Here is an 18,911-nt window from a genome sequence, read left to right on the forward strand (position 1 = left end):
GGGGAATGAGATGCCGCCCAATGACGCACCGCAGTCAGATGATCGGGTGCGCCCAGGCCGGAATGATTTTCGGCTGTCGTCGAGTGTACGAGGTGACGCCCGCTTCACAAAACCCACCGCACTACCTACTTTCGGCAGTATTGACGAGAGTGAGCGGAGGCTAGATTCACTCTGTCCGGGTCGTGCCGTGTGCATGACCCATTCCGCCGCAAAGGAGCGCACGCTATGAGCAGCCAGATCGACCATCTCCTCGATGAGACGCGGCAGTTCGCGCCGTCCGCAGAGTTCGCCGCCCACGCCGTCGCGAAGGCCGAGCTCTACGATCGCGCCAAGGCCGACCGTGAGGGGTTCTGGGGCGAGCAGGCCCGCGATCTGCTGCACTGGCACAAGCCGTTCACCGAAGTTCTGGACTGGTCGGCACCGCCGTTTGCCAAGTGGTTCGACGATGGAGAACTCAACGTCGCCTACAACTGTCTCGACCGCCATGTCGAAGCAGGCAATGGCGACCGCACAGCTCTCCTCTGGGAGGGCGAACCCGGTGACTCACGCCGCGTCACATACGCAGAGCTGACCGATGAGGTCAAGCGCACAGCCAATGTGCTCGAGGGCCTCGGCATCGGTGCCGGCGACCGCGTGGCGATCTACCTGCCCATGATTCCCGAGGCTGTCGTCTCGATGCTTGCGGTGGCGCGTCTCGGCGCGATCCACTCCGTCGTCTTCGGCGGGTTCAGCGCCGACAGCCTGCGCTCCCGCATCGACGATGCCGGAGCCAAGGTCGTCATCACTGCCGACGGCGGATACCGCAAAGGCCGGGTCTCCGCGCTCAAGCCGGCCGTGGACCAGGCGCTCAGCGACCGCGGCGACGGCGCACAGCAGACCGTCGAGCATGTTCTCGTCGTCAAGCGCGGCGAGAACGAGGTCGACTGGACGCCCGGCCGCGACCTCTGGTGGCACGATGTCGTGCCCGCGGCATCCGCCGACCATGAAGCGCAGGCGTTCCCCTCCGAGAACCCCCTGTTCATCCTCTATACCTCCGGCACGACCGGAAAGCCCAAGGGCATCCTGCACACCTCAGGCGGCTACCTCACACAGGTCGCGTACACGCACAAGAACGTCTTCGATCTGAAGCCCGAGACCGACGTGTTCTGGTGCACGGCTGACATCGGCTGGGTCACCGGCCACAGCTACGTCACGTACGGCCCGCTTGCGAACGGTGCAACCCAGGTTCTGTACGAGGGAACCCCGGACGCCCCGCATCCCGGTCGCTGGTGGGAGCTCATCGAGAAGTACAAGGTCTCGATCTTCTACACCGCACCGACCGCCATCCGCTCGTTCATGAAGTCGGGCCGGGCGATCCCGCAGAAGTTCGATCTCTCCTCGATCCGCCTGCTCGGGTCAGTCGGAGAGCCCATCAACCCCGAGGCGTGGATGTGGTACCGCGAAGTGATCGGTGACAACAAGGCTCCGATCGTCGACACGTGGTGGCAGACCGAGACCGGCGCGATCATGGTCTCCCCGCTTCCAGGGGTGACGGCCACCAAGCCAGGATCCGCGCAGGTTCCGGTTCCCGGCATCTCGCTCGACGTCGTCGACGAGTCAGGTCAAGAAGTCGGCAATGGCAACGGCGGCCTACTGGTGATCACGGACCCCTGGCCCGCCATGCTGCGTGGCATCTGGGGCGACCCGGAGCGCTACAAGGAGACGTACTGGGACAAGTTCGAAGACCAGGGCTACTATTTCGCCGGCGACGGCGCGCGCCTGGACTCAGACGGCGACCTGTGGCTGCTCGGACGTGTCGACGACGTGATGAACGTCTCCGGACACCGCCTGTCGACGGCCGAGATCGAATCCTCTCTCGTGGCGCACGAGTCGACCGCCGAGGCTGCTGTGGTCGGAGCATCCGATGAGACCACCGGCCAGGCCGTCGTCGCCTTCGTGATCATCAAGGAGAGCTACCTCGCCGCGCACGACGCCGCAGGCCTCGCCGCGCTGCTGCGCGGCTGGGTCGGCGAGCAGATCGGTGCGATCGCACGCCCGCGGGATGTCTACATCGTCGGCGAGCTGCCCAAGACCCGCTCGGGCAAGATCATGCGCCGCCTGCTGCGCGACGTCGCAGAGGGTCGTGAGGTCGGCGACACGACGACGCTGGCCGACACCGCGGTGATGAGCATCATCTCAGCTCAGGTGAAGTGAGCCCGCTCTCGCGCCTCCCGTGCGGAGGCGCGAGAGTCACTCTGCCAGGCGACTGACCTCGGCGAGCTGCATGCGGATCTTCTTGAACAGTTTCGGGTCGATCGGGAACTCCTCGCCCCCGTGTCGCTGCACCTCATCACCGAGTGCGATCGCGAGCCCGACCGTCAGCCGCGCTTCAGCGATGTGATCGGAGGCCGTCAGCCGCGCGTCGGACGGGTGCGCGTCGAGCCACGCGGTGATCACGTCGACCAGCCGACCTCGGCTGACGCCGCTCGTCCAGGACACGGAACTGGTGACTCCCGGTTCACGCGCGAACAACGCGAACCTGCGCCGGGTGAGGTCGTCTTCGGCCTGGCCGCGAACGGACTCCATCACGATGAGGGATGCTGCCACGACGAGATCCTCCGAATGCTTCGCGAGGATCCGTTCGGTCGCCTCCGGGTCGTATTCGAGGGCTCCACCGAAGATGGCCTGTCCGAGACTTGAGAAGTAGTTGAAGAAGGTGCTGCGCGACACCATCGCGGCATCGCACACGCGTTCCACCGTGACGGCCTGCACACCTTCTTCATAGGCGAGATCGACAGCGGCGCGCTCCATGGCGAGGCGCGCCGCGCGTCGCTTGCGCTCGCGCAGTCCGCCCGTCACGATTCCTCCTTCGCCGCTCTCCCGATCACCATACTCAGCCGAACTGCGGTCATGGTCCGCCGCTCAGGCGAGCGTGAAAGTGACTTCGACCTCGACGGGGCTGTCCAGCGGCAGCACTGCGACACCCACAGCCGCACGAGCGTGTCGTCCAGCATCCGCGAAGATCTCGCCGAGCACTTCGCTGGCACCGTTGATGACGCCGGGCTGTCCCGTGAACGACGGGTCGGATGCGACGAAACCGCCCACCCGCAGCACTCCGCCGATCTTCTCGAGTCCGCCGGCGGCATCGGCAGCAGCGGCCAATGCATTCAACGCGCAGGTGCGCGCATAGCCCTTGGCGTCTTCAGCGCTGACCTCTGCACCGACTTTTCCGGTCGCAGGCAGCGCGCCCGCCGCGAAGGGCAGCTGGCCAGAGGTGTAGACGAGTCCGCCGTGCACTGCGGCGGGGATGTATGCGGCCACGGGGGCTGCAACCTCGGGGAGCTCGATTCCAAGCTCTTCCAAACGCGTGGCGATGCTCATGCGGCACCTCCTTCGAACTGACGCGAAGCCTCGGCGGCAGCGGCGAGACCTGCACTGTTCGATCCGTCACCCGACGCGGGCCGCTTGAAGTAGGCCACAAGGCCGCCTTCGGGACCCTGCACCACCTGTACGAGCTCCCAGCCCTGCTTTCCCCAGTTATTGAGGATTGCAGCGGTGTTGTGGATCAGCAACGGGGTGGTCAGATACTCCCACGTGGTCATGGCTCTCCAGACGGTCTTGTCACGGATACCGAAGACGCTGACAACGTCGACGTCAAAGGCGGTATTCAGGGAACTCCCCTACGATCTAGCGTATGCCTCAGAAGAATCGCACGGCGACAGGTGTGCTCGGCGGTCTCCTCGGACTCGTCGGGCTCAGCGCCATCGCCGGCATCCTGGTGACTGCCACGGTGACCCCCGCGCTGGCCGTCGCAGGTGCCGCAGGATCCCAAGCCCTCGACCTGTTCGAGAAGCTGCCGTCGTACCTCGAGATCGACGCCCCCATGGAGCCGAGCACGATTTACGCGATCGGCGGCGACGGAAACCCCGTGCCACAGGCGACGTTCTTCGACCAGAACCGCACCCAGGTCACCTTCGACCAGGTCAATCCCGTGGTCTATGACGCGATCCTCTCCAGTGAGGACAAGGGCTTCTACGAGCACGGCGGCATCAACCTCGGCGCCACTGTCAAGGCCCTCGTAGACAACGTCCGCGGCACCTCCACGCGTGGTGCGTCAACGATCAGCCAGCAGTACGTCAAGAACGTTCTCGTGCAGCAGTGCGAGCAGGGCGTGCTTCCAGGAGCCGAGGACTACTCCGACAAGATCGCGCAGTGCTGGCTGGACGCCACCAATGCCACCGGCGCCGACGGCGTCGAGCGCAAGCTGCAGGAGATGCGCTACGCGATCCAGATCGAGAAGGACTACTCGAAGAACGAGATCCTGCTCGGATACCTAAACATCGCCAGCTTCGGCGGAACGGTATACGGCATCGAAGCCGCGGCGAACTACTACTTCAGCACCACCGCTGCGAACCTCACGGTCGCACAGGCCGCGACCCTCGCCGGCATCGTGCAGAACCCGAACACGTACCGCATCGACCGACCGGGCGGAACGCTGACCAACAGCGAGGGGGCCGCCGTCAACGGTGCTGACGACGGCTACAGCCTCACGCTTCAACGTCGTGACTACGTGCTCGGCCGCATGCTGACCGACGGAAAGATCACCCAGGCGCAGTTCGATGAAGCGGATGCTTCGCCGATCACACCCGCCATCACGCCGCCGTCGCAGGGCTGTACCGCAGCGAACAACAACGCGTACTTCTGCCAGTACGTCAAGACGGTCGTGCTCAGTGATCCGGCATTCGGCGACACCCCTCAGGAGCGCACTAAGGCCCTCTACCGCGACGGCCTGCAGATCTACACCACTCTCGACCTTCGCGTTCAGGACCCGGCAGTCGCCGCTCTGCGAGACCGCGTTCCGCCGAACTACGACAACCAGTACTTCGGTGCGGCTGGCGTCACCATCGAGCCGGCCACCGGCCGAATCCTCGCGATGACGCAGAACACGATCTTCCAGGAGACCGCGACCGACGACCAGGCCTACACGAGCCTCGTGTTCGCCTCAGACGCCGCGCACGGCGGTTCCGCTGGATTCCCGGTCGGGTCGTCCTACAAGATCTTCACCCTGATTGACTGGCTCGAGACGGGCCACTCCGTCAACGAGTCGATCAACGGCCGCAACCAGACGATGAAGATGAAAGCGTCCTGCACCGGCTCCAAGTGGGACTTCGACACTGAAGAGGTCGGAAACTTCAACGGCGTCTCCGGGTACACCGGCACCCCCATGCGCTTCACCCGCGACTCGTTGAACTCCGGATACTTCGCGATGGCATCCAAGCTCGACATCTGCGACATCAACAAGGTCGCCGACCGCATGGGAGTCACCCTCGGCAACGGCGGCAAGACGACGGATCAGAACGTTCCCTTCGACGTGCTGGGTTCGAAGTACATCTCGCCGCTCGACATGGCCGGCGCCTACGCCACGGTCGCGAACAAGGGCGTCTACTGCTCCCCGGTCGCGATCGACCGCGTGCTCAACCAGAAGGGCGAGGAACTCCCGGTTCCGACGACGTCCTGCTCGCAGGTGATCTCTCCCGAGGTCGCTGCCACCGCCGCCTACGCTCTCCAGGGCGTGATGGAGCGTGGCGGAACGGGTGCGGATGCCAACCCTTGGGACGGCACTCCCCTGCTCGGCAAGACCGGATCGCACAATGAGTACTCGACGATGATGATCGAGTCCAGCACCAAAGCCGCAACCGCCGTGTTCGTCGGCCGCTGGCAGGGTGACGCCAACATCTGGGGCGAATGGTTCAACGGCAACGAGCTGCAGAACATCCGTTACGACGTAGCCCGCGATATGCAGGCCGCAGCTGATGCCCTGCTCGGCGGCGGAGACGAATTCCCTGCCCCCGACCAGAACCTCATCCGCCGCGTGCTCGTGGATCTCCCTAGCGTGGTCGGACTGCCAGTGGAGGACGCGACCAGCACGCTGGAGCGCGCAGGTTTCTCGGTGAACGTCGGCGCTCCTGTCGACAGTGATCTCGCCCCTGGCATCGTCGCTGCACAGGACCCAGGTGCGGGTCAGGTCAGCGCGGGCACGAGCGTGACGATCTCGCCGAGCAACGGTCAGGCCGCAGCGCTGCCCGACGTGGTCGGCCAGAAGGCGAAAGCTGCCGTGGATGCTCTCCACGCGGCCGGATTCAACAATGTGAGCCAGCATCCTTCTTGCAATGCGGACGACGCGAAGATCGTCTCGATGTCGCCAGCCGCTGGTACCGCCGTGAACAAGACGGCGACCGTGGCCCTCACGTGCACGTGACGCCCAACCGCACACCCCACCCTGCCCTCATCGCGCTCGGCGCAGTGGGGGCAGTGGGGGCCGCGTGCGCCGTGTGGGGATTCGGAATCGAACGCTACCTGTTCACGGTCCGAGAGGTCACCGCTGCAGCGCTCCCGCCTGGTTCTGCACCGCTGCGCGTTCTGCACCTCTCAGACGCGCACATGGCCCCGTGGCAGCGTCGCAAGCAGGACTGGTTGGCATCGCTCGCCCCCCTCGAACCGGATCTCATCGTCAACACGGGTGACAATCTCGGCCATCGCGACGGGCTTGACGGCATCCGCCGGGCGTTCGAGCCCTTCGCCGGCATTCCCGGCGTGTTCGTCCACGGATCCAACGATGTGCACGGCCCCACGCCGCGCAATCCGTTTCGGTACTTCTCCGGGCCCTCTGCTCGACATGCAGAACCAGAACGACTCGACACCGATGCGCTCGACGCATTCCTCCGCGACGAGCTCGGCTGGGCAGATCTGAACAATGCCGCCGCACGGGTGCGTGTCGGCGATCGCGACGTCGACGTCTTCGGCGTCAACGATGCCCATCGCGATTGGGACGATCTGGACGTTCTCCCGACCGCCATCGCGGCCCTCGGCAGCAGGGATGCCGCAACTCCCCTGCTCGGTGTCACCCATGCCCCGTACCAGCGCGTGCTGAACCGGTTCACCGACCTCGGCGCACAGGCGATCTTCGGCGGGCACACGCACGGCGGGCAAGTCTGTCTGCCGTTCTACGGCGCACTGGTGGCGAACTGCGATATTCCGTTGAAGCAGGCCAAGGGTCTGAGCACGTGGAGTCACAGCGGACACAGCATCCCGCTCAATGTCAGCGCCGGTTGCGGCCACTCGATCTACGCGCCCGTCCGTTTCGCCTGCCGCCCAGAAGCCACTCTTCTGACTCTGACTGCACGGGACACGCCCACCTGATCTGAGCACTCCCCTCGATTCGGTGCAGCGAGTTTTTCCCTGTAGACTCAAACGGTTGCAACGGGGTGTGGCGCAGCTTGGTAGCGCGCTTCGTTCGGGACGAAGAGGCCGCAGGTTCAAATCCTGTCACCCCGACCAGTTGCAAGAAGGCCGCCCTCCGGGGCGGCCTTCTTCCATATCCTGGAGGAATCATGAGCATCCCCCGACTTGTCGCATTCGACCTGGACGATACGCTCGCGCCCTCCAAGAGTGCGATCTCTCCTCGCATCGCTGCCCACCTGCGCGCACTCCTGCGTGTCGTCGACGTCGCGATCATCTCCGGAGGCAACGAGACGCAGTTCCGCGCACAGGTGATCGCGCAGCTCGGTGACGCGAGTCCGACAGAACTCGCACGTCTGCACCTGCTGCCCACCTGCGGAACCCGCTACCTGCGCCACGACGGCTCTGACTTCACCGCGATCTACGCTCACGATCTCTCCGAAGAGGAGAAGTCCTCCGCCCTCGGCGCACTGCGCGAGGAGGCAGAGCGCCTCGGCCTGTGGGAGTCGAACCCATGGGGCGACATCCTCGAGGACCGCGGCTCGCAGATCACGTTCTCGGCGCTAGGCCAGCAGGCCCCTGGCGATGCGAAGCACGCATGGGATCCCTCCGGTGAGAAGCGCCTGCGCCTTCGCGATGCTGTCGCCGCCCGCGTCCCCGCTCTCGAGGTGCGCGCAGGAGGCTCAACCTCGATCGACATCACCCGCGCTGGCATCGACAAGGCTTACGGCATGACGGCTCTCGCCGAGCACACCGGTATCCCGCTCTCCGACATGCTGTTCTACGGCGACCGGCTCGACGTCGGCGGCAACGACTACCCGGTGCGCGCGCTCGGCGTCCGCTCGATCGCCGTCACCGGCTGGGAAGACACGGCCTCAGAGCTCGACGGTCTGCTGCCGACGCTGCAGCTCGTCTAGCGAGAGGCGACGTCCGCGGCGACCCTGGCGACCGGCGTCAGCCGCTGCAGCTGGGTGACGTGCGAGGGCTCGAGCTCGGCGAGTGAGGCAACGCCGAGCAGACGCATGGTCCTCTCGATCTCAGAGCGCAGGATCTCGATCGCGCGATCGACACCCTCTCGCCCGCCCGCCATCAGACCGTACAGGTATGCGCGGCCGATCAGAGTGAAGTCTGCGCCGAGTGCGACAGATGCGACGATGTCAGCGCCGTTCATGATTCCGGTGTCGATCATCACGGTGAATTCGTCGCCCACTGCCCGCCGCACCGATGGCAGAAGATGGAACGGGATCGGGGCGCGGTCGAGTTGACGGCCGCCGTGGTTCGAGAGGACGATGCCGTCGACGCCCTCATCGCGCAGGCGCACGGCATCCTCGACGTTCTGCACGCCCTTGATGACGATCTTCCCTGGCCATAGATCCCGGATGATGGCGAGGTCTTCGTAACTAATCGTGGGGTCCATTGCGGCATCGAGCAGCTCACCGACTGTTCCGCCAGTGGTGCTGAGAGATGCGAACTCAAGCGTGGGCGTTGTGAGGAAGTCGAACCACCACCACGGACGCGGAATCGCATTGATGATCGTGTTGAGAGTGAGCTGCGGCGGAATGCTGAAGCCGTTGCGCTTGTCGCGCAGCCGGGCGCCGGCGACCGGGGTGTCGACGGTGAAGTGCAGGGTGTCGAAGCCAGCGGCGGCTGCACGGCGAGTCAGTTCGTAGGAGATCTCGCGATCGCGCATGACATACAGCTGGAACCAGTTTCTCGGCGGAACCGATCCCTGAGGCTCTCGAAGGGTCGCCGCTTTCACACCTTCGATCGAGGTGGTGCCCAGCGTCGACAGGGTGAACGGGATGCCAGCGGCCGCTGCTGCTCCCGCACCCGCGATCTCCCCCTCGGTCTGCATCAGTCGCGTGAATCCGGTGGGCGCGATGCCGAACGGAAGCGCGCTGGGCCCGCCGAGGATCTCGACGCTCGTGTCGACGTCGGGTGCGGGCCTGAGGATACCGGGGTGAAACTCCACATCCTCGAACGCCTGCCGAGCGCGAGTGAGCGAGATCTCTCCCTCCGCAGAGCCGTCGGTGTAGTCGAAGGCTGCCTTCGGCGTGCGGCGCTTGGCGATCGTGCGCAGGTCGTTGATGGTGAGCGCACCCTGCAGGCGTCGCCTTCGCCCATTGAGCTCGGGCTTTTTGAACTTCATCAGTTCGAGGAGCTCTGCAGGATTCGGGAGCTGTCGCTGGACCATGAGTGCCTTTCAGTCGTTCTTGCCCGTGCTCGCGGTCATACCGCTCGCCCGGTAGTAAGTCGTGATGTGGTCGCGGACGCGACGGCGCGCAGCATCCGCATCTGCTGCCTCGAAAGCCGCGACGATGTCGCGATGTTCGGCGCGCAGGCGCGCCGTCATGGCATCCCAGCCATCGATCCGGGTAGAGGCGTCGAGCACATACGACTCGATCGCCGTACGCAACCCCGCCATCATCGCCGTGATCACGACGTTCCCGCTCGACTCCGCGAGAGACAGATGGAACTGCGCGTCAAGAGCAAGGAAGTCCTCGGCGCTCAGGTCATCGGCATCCATTGCGTCGAGGAGGCGACGCGGCTCAGACAGGTCCCTGATGTCGTTCGATGCGAGAGACGCCGCAACGGCATCCTCGAGCACGAGACGTGTCTGCACGACATCTGCCAGCGGGAAGGCCCGTGCGGCCACCTGCAGTCGCATGAGCACGGAGAGGCCGTCTGAGGGCGTAGCGATCACGATCGCCCCAGATGAGGGCCCGGAGCCGCTCGACGTGCGAATCAGCCCGATGATCTCCAGAACCCGGAACGCCTCGCGGACGCTCGAGCGCCCCACCCCCAGCTGGGCCGCGAGCTCGCGTTCTGAGGGGAGCCGGTCGCCGGGCCCGAGCCTGGCGTCGAGGAAGCACTGTTCGATGTGCTCAAGAACGAGCTGCCATGCTCGTTGCTCTGCGTTTGCGGACATGCGATGCTCCTGTGGTCAGACCACAGCGTACAACGTGTGGTCTGACCACGCAAGAAGGGTGCGCTTCGGCGTTCGAGTCGCGAAAGACGCCGCTTACGGACGCCCATACCGGCATAAATTGCGACCTGAAGGTGCGCTGGCTCAGCCCAGGCGTCCGCCGGACTCCTCGAGGTAGCAGTGCCCGCAGAGAGACTCGTAGGTGACCACGTCGGCCGGGGCTCCCCCAGCCGCTGCCTCATCGATCGCGACCTGGTCGCCGTCGAAGACGAAGCGCCCGCCGACGACACGGCCGTTGAACACCGCCTTGCGTCCGCAGCGGCAGATGGTCTTCATCTCTTCCAGCGAGTGCGAGATCGCCAGGAGCCGCGCCGAGCCGGGAAAAGCGTGGGTGCGGAAATCATTGCGGATGCCGAACGCTATCACTGGGATGCCGTCGTCCACCGCGATGCGGAACAGATCATCGACCTGACCGGCAGTGAGGAACTGCGCTTCGTCGATGAGCAGGCACGCGACATCGACGGGGTCCGCGGCGCTCGCGTCTTCGGCAGCGCTCTGCTGCACCCGCTGTCGTTCGCCATCGAAGAGCGCGCGGGCATCACCGCCCGAGGGGATCAGAAAGTCGACTTCCCGGGTCATGCCCAAGCGGCTCTCGATCTGCGAGGCACCCTTGGTGTCGATCTCAGGCTTGGCGAGCAGAACGCGCTGGCCCCGCTCCTCGTAGTTGTAGGCGACCTGCAGCAGTGCTGTGGACTTGCCGGAGTTCATCGCCCCGTAGCGGAAGTAGAGCTTCGCCACTGCCCTCGATCACCTCGAGATATCGAGGGCGGCAGCCGTCTGCGACATCGACTCATCAGCCACCGCTGGGTTGTCGTTGAGCGTCTGACCGTACGTGGGGATGAGGTCGCGCAGCGTGGGCTCCCAGCCCGAATACTGCTCGGGGAAGCACTTCTTGAGCAGTCCGAGCATGATCGGCACTGCCGTCGATGCGCCGGGGGATGCGCCGAGGAGGCCTGCGATCGAGCCATCAGCAGCAGAGACGACTTCAGTGCCGAACTGCAGCACGCCGCCCTTCTTGGCATCCTTCTTCATGACCTGTGCACGCTGGCCTGCCTGGATGATCGTCCAGTCCTCGTCCTTCGCCGTCGGCATGAAGATGCGCAGGCTGTCGACCTTCTTGCGGTGAGTCTTCGTCAGCTCGCCGAGGAGGTACGTGATCAGGTCGGGGTTCGCAAAGGCGACGCGCAGCATGGGCCACAGGTTGTGCGTGCGCACCTGGGAGACGATGTCGAGCATCGAGCCGTTCTTGAGGAACTTCGGACTGAACGTCGCGAAGGGTCCGAACAGCAGAGAGGACTCACCGTCGACGACGCGGGTATCGAGGTGCGGCACAGACATCGGCGGGGCGCCGACGGATGCCTGCGAGTAGACCTTCGCCTTGTGCTGAGCAACTACGGCGGGGTTCGAGGTCTTCAGGAACTGACCGCCGATCGGGAAGACGCCGTAGCCCTCGATTTCGGGGATTCCAGAGTTCTGCAGCAGTTTCAGAGCCCAACCGCCCGCACCGACGAAGACGAACTTCGCGTTGATGCTGCCTGGAGTGCGTCCGAGGCTGTTGCGGTACTTGATCTGCCAGCTGCCGTCCTTCTGCTTCTTGAGCGAGCGGACCTCGTGGTTGGTGCGCAGCTCGACCCCAGCATCCGACAGATGACCGAAGAGCTGGTGCGTGAGCGCGCCGAAATCGACATCGGTGCCCGCGGGCACCCGCGTGGCGGCGAAGGGCTCGCCCTTGCGTCGCTTCTGCATGAGCAACGGCGCCCACTGGTTGATGACACGCGAATCGTCGCTGTACTCGATACCCTCGAAAAGAGGTTCCTTCTTCAGAACCTCGTAACGGTCCTTGAGGTAGGCGACGTCCTTCTCACCGCGCACGAAGGTCATGTGCGGGGTGGCGTTGATGAACGTGGAGGGCGTATCGAGCACGCCCTTCTCGACCAGGGACGTCCAGAACTGACGACTCTGCTGGAACTGCTCGTTGATCGAGATCGCCTTGGCGGGGTCGAGCGGCCCATTCTCGTTCTTCGGCATGTAGTTCAGCTCGCAGAGCGCCGCATGACCGGTGCCCGCGTTGTTCCACGGGTTCGAGCTCTCCTGGCCGACATCGGAAAGCCGCTCGAAGGCGACGATCTTCCAATCCGGCTGCAATTCGTGCAGCAGAGTGCCGAGCGTGGCACTCATGATGCCACCACCGATGAGGACGACGTCGACGGATTCAGTCACCCGACCATCCTAGTTCGCCTATCGCGATCCCCCGAACCGGCGCTGGACGCCGCGTCCGCGCCGGTTTTCGAGGTATCAGGATGCGAGGCGCTCTGCGACGATCTCGGCGATCTGCACAGCGTTGAGCGCTGCACCCTTGCGAAGGTTGTCGTTGCTGACGAACAGCACGAGGCCCTTGTTCTCGGGCGCGGACTGATCGGCGCGGATGCGGCCGACGAAGCTCGGGTCCTTGCCTGCCGCATACAGCGGGGTCGGCACTTCTTCGAGGACGACGCCGGGCGCGGATGCCAGGATCTCACGAGCCTTCTCGGGTGTGATGTCGTCGCGGAACTCCGCGTGGATCGACAGCGAGTGGCCGGTGAAGACCGGCACGCGCACGCAGGTGCCTGCGACACGGAGGTCGGGCAGCTCGAGGATCTTGCGGCTCTCGTTTCGGAGCTTCTTCTCTTCGTCGGTCTCGTTGAGACCGTCATCGACGACAGCTCCCGCCAACGGGATGACGTCGAAGGCGATCGGGGCGACGTACTTGTCGGGCTCGGGGAAATCGACCGACGAGCCATCGTGAACCAGGCGCAGAGTGTCGCCCTGAGCGAGGACTCCCTCGACCTGACCGAGAAGTTCCTGGGCGCCTGCCAGTCCGGACCCTGAGACCGCCTGGTAGGTCGAGACGATGAGTCGCTCAAGCCCCGCGGCGACAGCGAGGGGTCCGAGGACCGGCATGATCGCCATGGTGGTGCAGTTCGGGTTCGCGATGATGCCGCGAGGGCGCTCATCGATCGCGTGCGGATTGACCTCGCTGACCACGAGCGGAATCTCGGGGTCGCCGCGCCATGCGCTGGAGTTGTCGATCACGACGGCTCCGGCCGCCGCGAAACGGTCTGCATACGCGCGGCTCGCGGTCGCACCCGCCGAGAACAGCGCGATCTCGATACCCGCTGGGTCAGCTGTCTCGACATCTTCGACGATGACCGAGGTGCCGCCGAAATCGATCGAGGTGCCCGCAGAGCGCGCCGACGAGAACAGCCGCAGCTCGCGGATCGGGAACGAGCGCTCAACAAGAATCTCGCGCATGACGGTGCCTACCTGGCCGGTGGCGCCGACAATGGCGACGGAGTGTCCGCTATCGGAGATGCGAGTCATAAGAGTGTCCTTGGCGTCGTGCAGTGATGCAAGCAAGACACAAGGCGCGACATCGGGGTGCGGATGCCGCGCCTGGCGTCGATGTCAGGGTTCCGGCGAGTCTACCGCTACCCGTGCTCCAGGGTCGAAACCTCAGCGACCGGTGCCCGCGTGGACGACGGCCTCGTCCTCGGAGTCCAGTTCGTACGCGGTGTGCACGATGCGCGCAGCGTCGGCAAGGTCGGTGTCGCGCAGCACGACCGAGATGCGGATCTCAGACGTCGAGATCATCTCGATGTTGATGCCGGCGGTCGACAGCGCTTCGAACAGCGTCGCTGAGACTCCGGAGTGCACGCGCATGCCCGCCCCGACCACCGAGAGCTTTCCGATCTGGTCGTCGTGGATGAGGCTGCCGAAGCCCACCTCGGCCTGTTCCGCGGCGAGCGCCTTGAGCGCTGCGGAAGCATCCGCCTTGGGAAGCGTGAACGAGATGTCGGCGCGGCCGGTCGCTGCAGCCGAGACATTCTGCACGATCATGTCGACGTTCGCACCGGACTTCGCCACGATCTTGAAGATCTCGGCGGCCTTGCCCGGCACATCGGGGACGCCGACAACGGTGATCTTGGCCTGGCCCTTGTCGGTGGCCACTCCTGCGACGATCGGTTCTTCCATGATTTCTCCCTCAGCTTCGCGCGGGTTCTTCATGCCCTCGCCCAGAACGTAGGTGCCTTCACTCGACGAGAACGTCGAGCGTGCGTGGATGAGCACGCCGTGGCGGCGTGCGAACTCGACGGCACGGATGTACAGAACCTTGGCACCGTTGGCCGCGAGCTCGAGCATCTCTTCACTCGAGACGTGATCGAGCTTCTGCGCGCGCGGGATCACGCGCGGGTCGGCCGTGTAGATGCCGTCGACGTCGCTGTAGATCTCGCAGACATCGGCGTTCAGCGCCGCTGCGAGAGCGACAGCCGTCGTGTCGGAGCCGCCGCGTCCGAGCGTCGTGATGTCGCGGGTGTCGCGGTTGAAGCCCTGGAAACCGGCGACGATGACGATCGCGCCCTCGTCGAGCGCTTCGCGCAGCCGGACCGGCGTGACATCGACGATCCGTGCCGACCCGTGGTGGTCGTCGGTGATCATTCCGGCCTGGCTGCCGGTGAACGAACGCGCATCGAACCCCATCGAGTGGATCGCCATGGCCAGCAGCGCCATCGAAATGCGCTCCCCGCTCGATAGCAGCATGTCCATCTCACGCGGAGCGGGGATGGGAGCGACCTCGTTCGCGAGCTCGAGCAGCTCGTCGGTCGTATCCCCCATCGCGCTCACTGCGACGACGACGTCGTGCCCTGCACGTCTGGTGTCGACAATGCGCTTGGCGACGCGTTTGATACTCTCAGCGTCGGCGACGGATGAGCCGCCGTATTTCTGCACAATGAGGGCCAAAGTCACTCCCGGGGATTTCGGGCATTTCCGCCCAAGCGCCATTGTACTTTCGACACGCATGCCCGCGCCCGCATGTGACCGCCGCGGCTCCTCAGAGCAGGCCGAGCCTGCGCGCTTCACTCGCCGTACCAGCGCCGACGCAGGGTTCGTCCTGCTGCTGCTCGCGCTGTCCTCCCGCATCCGCAAAGACAGCTGACCGGAGCTCAGGGCATCTGATCGGGCTCAGGGGGTCTGAACCGGAGGCATCGATTCTCTGCGCGTGCGCAGCCGGCCGCCGGTTGCGGCGAACCAGCATCCGAGGATGATCAGGGGGAAGCCGATCAGCAATCCGGGCGTGATCGGCTCGGAGAGGAAGATCGTGCCGAGCACGATCGCGACCACAGGATTCACGTAGGTGAACAGCGGCGCTCGCACCGGACCTACTTCACGGATCAGCGCGAAGAAGGCGACGAACGCGACCGCCGTGCAGATCACGCCGAGCAGGAGAAGCGATACACCAGAGCGAAGCGTGGGCAGTTCATGCTGGGTGAGCATCGCAGCGGGGAGGTAGCCGATTCCGATCGCGAGCAGGGCCAGCGTGATCGTTCCGATCGAGGGAACGTCTGCGAGTTTGTGGGCGATGATGAACGGCGCGATCGCGTAGAGCAGCGCGGTGAGCATGATCTCGCCGATCGCGAAGGCGCTGGCGGGCCCACTGGGAAAGAGGCCTGGGCCCACGACGACTATGGCGACACCCACGAATCCGAGTAGCAGCCCGCCGAGGCGCACCGGTGCGAGCGCCGTGCGGTCTCCGCGCGTGAGGGCGATGATCACGGCGAACAGCGGCACAGTCGCCACCAGGAGTCCGGTCAGGCCCGAGGGCAGCTGCGTCTCGGCGTGGCTGAGCAGCAGAAAGGGTCCCGCCATCTCGACCAGCCCGAACGTGAGTACCCACGGCCAGTGCTTCCACGCGGCCTTCAGCGCGCCGCTGCGGATCGCGAACGGCAGCAGCACGAGTGCGCCGAGCAGAGTACGGCCGGCAACGACAGCCGGCGGTGTGATCGATTGGACGGCTTCTTTGATGAACAGGTAGGTGATTCCCCAGACGATCGCCATGACGGCGAAGAGAATCCAGCCTTTCTTGCTGAAGCCTCCCTGGGCGCTCATGCCGTCACGACACTGCGACGAACGCGAGGGAACGTCACAGTGTGCGCCGCCCCTCGAATGCGCGACCGAGGGTGACTTCGTCGGCGTACTCCAGGTCGCCGCCGACGGGAAGACCTGATGCCAGGCGCGACACCGTGATCTGCATCGTGAGCAGCAGTCGGCTGAGGTAGCTTGCGGTTGCTTCGCCCTCGAGGTTGGGGTTGGTCGCGATGATGACCTCTTGCACTGTGCCATCGGCGAGCCGTGACATCAGCTGCGCGATGCGCAGATCATCGGGGCCGACACCGGCGATCGGGCTGATCGCTCCGCCGAGCACGTGGTAAAGGCCGCGGAACTCCCTGGTGCGCTCGATCGCCGAAACGTCTTTCGCGTCTTCTACGACACAGATCAGCGCAGGGTTGCGACGGGGGTCGCGACAGATGCCGCAGCGATCCTGCTCGGAGACGTTGCCGCAGATCTCACAGAACCGCACCCGTGCGCGGACGTCGGTGAGCAGCTCCGCAAGGCGTGCGACGTCGAAGGACGGCGTCTGCAGGATGTGGAACGTGATTCGCTGCGCTGATTTCGGGCCGATGCCGGGCAGGCGCCCGAATTCGTCGATGAGCTCTTGGACGATGCCGTCAAACATCAGGCGAACCTCGTCGGGGGCTCGTAGGGCTCTTCACGGACGAATGTCGCGCCGAGTACCTGGCGGACGACAGCTTCTCCGTAGCGCTGGACACCGCCGGGCGAGCGCCCTGTCACGGCAGGCGCCGAGTACGACCGCGCAGATGCCTGCGGAGCCGCAGCGGGTCGCGCTGCGGGAGCAGCGGAAGGGGCGGGAGCAGCGGAAGGCGGCGCCTGGTAGGGAGGCTCATCCTCTGGCGGTGCGTCATCATCGCTGGGAAGCGGCGCATCCTCGGTGTCGACGAGCCCATCCCGAGGAGCGACAGGGGCGGATGCTTCGACCTCTGCGGGCTCTTCATCGACGGGGAACTGCGGCTGCGGCGGGGCCGGAGTGGCAGCCTCCGGCATGGTCGGAATCGACGCGACCGCCCAGTCTGTGACGGGGCCAGCCGGCGCAGACTGCGCTGTCTTCTGCGGCTGCGGGGGCGCCGTGCGGACCGGGGCGGGAGCCGCTGCCTCGGATAAGGCCGCCGGCGGCAGCTGCGCCGGCCGGTACTTGACCTTCACGCCGAGCTCGCGCTCGATGGCCGCCCGCAGGTGATCAGAAGGGCCGTTGCCTGGAACGGCGCCCTTGAACTTCTTGAGGTCCTGCTCGCTGGTGAAGCCGACGGTGAGCACATCGGTGCTCGCGTCGAAGTCGAGCGGCTGTACGGCCGTCACCAACAGCCACGATGTGCGGCTGACACCCTCGAGGTGGGTGAGAACGGCAGACCACGCCGCGCGGATGCGGTCGATGTCGACGGGGCCGGTGGAGGCCGGAGTCTGGGCGACAGGAGCCGGAGCGGGAACCTCCACTGCCGCAGGCTCTGGCACCGGGGCTGATTCCGCAGTCGGAACCGGCTCTGCCGGGGGTGTTGGCTCTGCAACCGGTGCCGTGTCAGCGACGGCAGCCGGGGCCGGGGCGGCCGCCGCCGCGGATGCGGGCGCGGATGCCGCCGTGGATGCGGGCGCGGCGTGCACGGGGGCTGCGCCCTCCCCTGCGGCGCTCAGCACGCGGGCGATCATGAGTTCGAGGTGCAGACGCGGAGACGTGGCCCCGGTCATGTCATCCAGCGCGGCGCTGACGACATCAGCCGTGCGGGAGAGTCGTGCGGTGCCGAACGCCACTGCCTGAGCGCGCATGCGGGCGAGTTCGTCTTCGGCAAGACCCCGCAGCACGGCCGAAGCCCCATCGCCCACCGCGGCGATGACGATGAGGTCGCGAAGACGCTCGAGCAGGTCGTCGACGAATCGACGAGGGTCTTGACCGGTCTGCACGACGCGGTCGATCGCCGGGAACGCGGCTGCGGCATCTCCTGCGGCGAGCGCGTCGACGATCTCGTCGAGCAGCGCACCGTGCGTGTAGCCGAGCAGCGATACTGCTCGCTCATACGCGACGTGATCCCCATCAGAGCCTGCGATGAGCTGGTCGAGCAGCGACAGGGTGTCACGCGGTGACCCCCCACCTGCGCGAACGACCAGCGGCAGGACGCGCTGGGCGACTTTGACGCCCTCTTCGTCACAGAGTTTCTCGACGTATTCGAGCATCGCAGCCGGCGGAACCAGCCGGAACGGGTAGTGATGAGTGCGCGAGCGGATCGTGCCGAGAACCTTGTCGGGTTCAGTGGTCGCGAAGATGAACTTGACGTGCGCCGGAGGTTCTTCGACGAGCTTCAGCAGGGCGTTGAACCCCTGTGGCGTCACCATGTGCGCCTCGTCGAGAATGAAGATCTTGAAGCGATCACGGCTCGGGGCGAAGGTCGCGCGCTCGCGAAGATCGCGGGCATCGTCGACGCCGTTGTGGCTGGCGGCGTCGATCTCGACGACATCGAGGGAGCCTCCGCCAGAACGCGAGAGCTCCACGCAGCTCGGGCAGGTGCCGCACGGCGTATCGGTCGGGCCTTCTGCACAGTTCAGGCAGCGGGCGAGAATGCGAGCTGACGTGGTCTTTCCACACCCACGCGGGCCTGAGAAAAGGTACGCGTGCCCGACCCGGTCACCGCGCAGCGCAGTCATCAGAGGTTCGGTCACCTGCGACTGCCCGATCATCTCTCCGAAGGTTTCGGGGCGGTAGCGGCGATACAGGGCTGTGGTCACCTGAACAGCCTACGGCGTACCGCCGACAATGGCCTTCCCG

The 18,911-nt window shown here is 65.5% G+C and carries 17 protein-coding genes and 1 tRNA gene; 6 read left to right on the top strand and 12 right to left on the bottom strand.

Translation table 11 applies throughout. The features are described 5' to 3' along the window. The first annotated feature begins 225 nt into the window (after window positions 1-225). Window positions 226-2,193 carry an acetate--CoA ligase gene (gene acs / locus ACTU6U_RS11225; protein ID WP_443469191.1) on the top strand — a complete coding sequence of 656 codons (1,968 nt, stop codon included), beginning with the start codon at window positions 226-228 and terminating at the stop codon, window positions 2,191-2,193. A gap of 36 nt (window positions 2,194-2,229) precedes the next feature. Here acs and ACTU6U_RS11230 read toward each other — a convergent pair whose 3' ends face one another. From ACTU6U_RS11230 to sp36, 3 genes are all read right to left on the bottom strand, one after another. Beyond that, complete coding sequence (locus tag ACTU6U_RS11230; RefSeq protein ID WP_443469192.1) at window positions 2,230-2,838, bottom strand: TetR/AcrR family transcriptional regulator; 609 nt, start codon at window positions 2,836-2,838, stop codon at window positions 2,230-2,232. Between the two features lie 63 nt (window positions 2,839-2,901). Then, window positions 2,902-3,360: a RidA family protein gene (locus ACTU6U_RS11235; RefSeq protein WP_443469193.1), complete on the bottom strand. Its 459-nt coding sequence runs from the start codon at window positions 3,358-3,360 to the stop codon at window positions 2,902-2,904. Then, window positions 3,357-3,581, bottom strand: a complete 225-nt coding sequence (gene sp36 / locus ACTU6U_RS11240; RefSeq protein ID WP_443469194.1) for a Sp36 family protein — start codon at window positions 3,579-3,581, stop codon at window positions 3,357-3,359. The genes ACTU6U_RS11235 and sp36 overlap by 4 nt, the downstream gene beginning before the upstream one ends. Window positions 3,582-3,673: 92 nt before the next feature. Here sp36 and ACTU6U_RS11245 point away from each other — a divergent pair, with 92 nt between their 5' ends. The 4 genes from ACTU6U_RS11245 to ACTU6U_RS11260 all read left to right on the top strand — a co-directional run bounded on the left by ACTU6U_RS11245 (window position 3,674) and on the right by ACTU6U_RS11260 (window position 8,135). Further along, window positions 3,674-6,238, top strand: a complete 2,565-nt coding sequence (locus tag ACTU6U_RS11245) for a transglycosylase domain-containing protein (RefSeq protein WP_443469195.1) — start codon at window positions 3,674-3,676, stop codon at window positions 6,236-6,238. Further along, on the top strand, window positions 6,235-7,179 hold the full coding sequence (locus tag ACTU6U_RS11250; RefSeq protein ID WP_443469241.1) for a metallophosphoesterase: 945 nt from the start codon (window positions 6,235-6,237) through the stop codon (window positions 7,177-7,179). Before ACTU6U_RS11245 ends, ACTU6U_RS11250 begins: the two co-directional genes overlap by 4 nt. Before the next feature lie 61 nt (window positions 7,180-7,240). Next, window positions 7,241-7,317 (top strand) — tRNA-Pro (locus ACTU6U_RS11255). A 53-nt stretch (window positions 7,318-7,370) separates the two neighbouring features. Next, on the top strand, window positions 7,371-8,135 hold the full coding sequence (locus tag ACTU6U_RS11260; protein WP_443469196.1) for an HAD-IIB family hydrolase: 765 nt from the start codon (window positions 7,371-7,373) through the stop codon (window positions 8,133-8,135). On the opposite strand, the gene ACTU6U_RS11265 is transcribed toward ACTU6U_RS11260, so the two are convergent. The 6 genes from ACTU6U_RS11265 to ACTU6U_RS11290 all read right to left on the bottom strand — a co-directional run bounded on the left by ACTU6U_RS11265 (window position 8,132) and on the right by ACTU6U_RS11290 (window position 14,983). Next, a complete protein-coding gene (locus ACTU6U_RS11265) occupies window positions 8,132-9,412 on the bottom strand; it encodes an alpha-hydroxy acid oxidase (RefSeq protein WP_443469197.1) in 1,281 nt (426 codons plus the stop codon). The two genes, ACTU6U_RS11260 and ACTU6U_RS11265, sit on opposite strands and share 4 nt — an antisense overlap. A gap of 9 nt (window positions 9,413-9,421) precedes the next feature. Continuing rightward, entirely contained in the window at window positions 9,422-10,147 is a 726-nt protein-coding gene (locus tag ACTU6U_RS11270) for a FadR/GntR family transcriptional regulator (RefSeq protein WP_443469198.1), read from the bottom strand. A 141-nt stretch (window positions 10,148-10,288) separates the two neighbouring features. Continuing rightward, window positions 10,289-10,942: a thymidine kinase gene (locus ACTU6U_RS11275; protein ID WP_443469199.1), complete on the bottom strand. Its 654-nt coding sequence runs from the start codon at window positions 10,940-10,942 to the stop codon at window positions 10,289-10,291. Between the two features lie 9 nt (window positions 10,943-10,951). Beyond that, entirely contained in the window at window positions 10,952-12,382 is a 1,431-nt protein-coding gene (gene mqo / locus ACTU6U_RS11280) for a malate dehydrogenase (quinone) (protein ID WP_443469242.1), read from the bottom strand. A 117-nt stretch (window positions 12,383-12,499) separates the two neighbouring features. Further along, entirely contained in the window at window positions 12,500-13,564 is a 1,065-nt protein-coding gene (locus tag ACTU6U_RS11285) for an aspartate-semialdehyde dehydrogenase (RefSeq protein WP_443469200.1), read from the bottom strand. Between the two features lie 132 nt (window positions 13,565-13,696). Beyond that, on the bottom strand, window positions 13,697-14,983 hold the full coding sequence (locus ACTU6U_RS11290) for an aspartate kinase (protein ID WP_443469201.1): 1,287 nt from the start codon (window positions 14,981-14,983) through the stop codon (window positions 13,697-13,699). 58 nt (window positions 14,984-15,041) lie between these two features. On the opposite strand from ACTU6U_RS11290, the gene ACTU6U_RS11295 reads away from it, so the two are divergent. Next, window positions 15,042-15,179 carry a hypothetical protein gene (locus ACTU6U_RS11295; protein ID WP_443469202.1) on the top strand — a complete coding sequence of 46 codons (138 nt, stop codon included), beginning with the start codon at window positions 15,042-15,044 and terminating at the stop codon, window positions 15,177-15,179. Between the two features lie 26 nt (window positions 15,180-15,205). On the opposite strand, the gene ACTU6U_RS11300 is transcribed toward ACTU6U_RS11295, so the two are convergent. Genes ACTU6U_RS11300 through ACTU6U_RS11310 form a run of 3 tightly spaced genes read right to left on the bottom strand, consistent with a single transcriptional unit; the run spans window position 15,206 to window position 18,871 of the window. Next, a complete protein-coding gene (locus ACTU6U_RS11300; protein ID WP_443469203.1) occupies window positions 15,206-16,129 on the bottom strand; it encodes a DMT family transporter in 924 nt (307 codons plus the stop codon). A 34-nt stretch (window positions 16,130-16,163) separates the two neighbouring features. Continuing rightward, window positions 16,164-16,757: a recombination mediator RecR gene (gene recR, locus ACTU6U_RS11305; RefSeq protein ID WP_443469204.1), complete on the bottom strand. Its 594-nt coding sequence runs from the start codon at window positions 16,755-16,757 to the stop codon at window positions 16,164-16,166. Further along, on the bottom strand, window positions 16,757-18,871 hold the full coding sequence (locus tag ACTU6U_RS11310) for a DNA polymerase III subunit gamma and tau (RefSeq protein WP_443469205.1): 2,115 nt from the start codon (window positions 18,869-18,871) through the stop codon (window positions 16,757-16,759). Before ACTU6U_RS11310 ends, recR begins: the two co-directional genes overlap by 1 nt. Window positions 18,872-18,911: the final 40 nt, after the last annotated feature.

The sequence above is a fragment of the Microbacterium zouquanmingi genome, assembly GCF_052266695.1.
Lineage (GTDB): Bacteria > Actinomycetota > Actinomycetes > Actinomycetales > Microbacteriaceae > Microbacterium.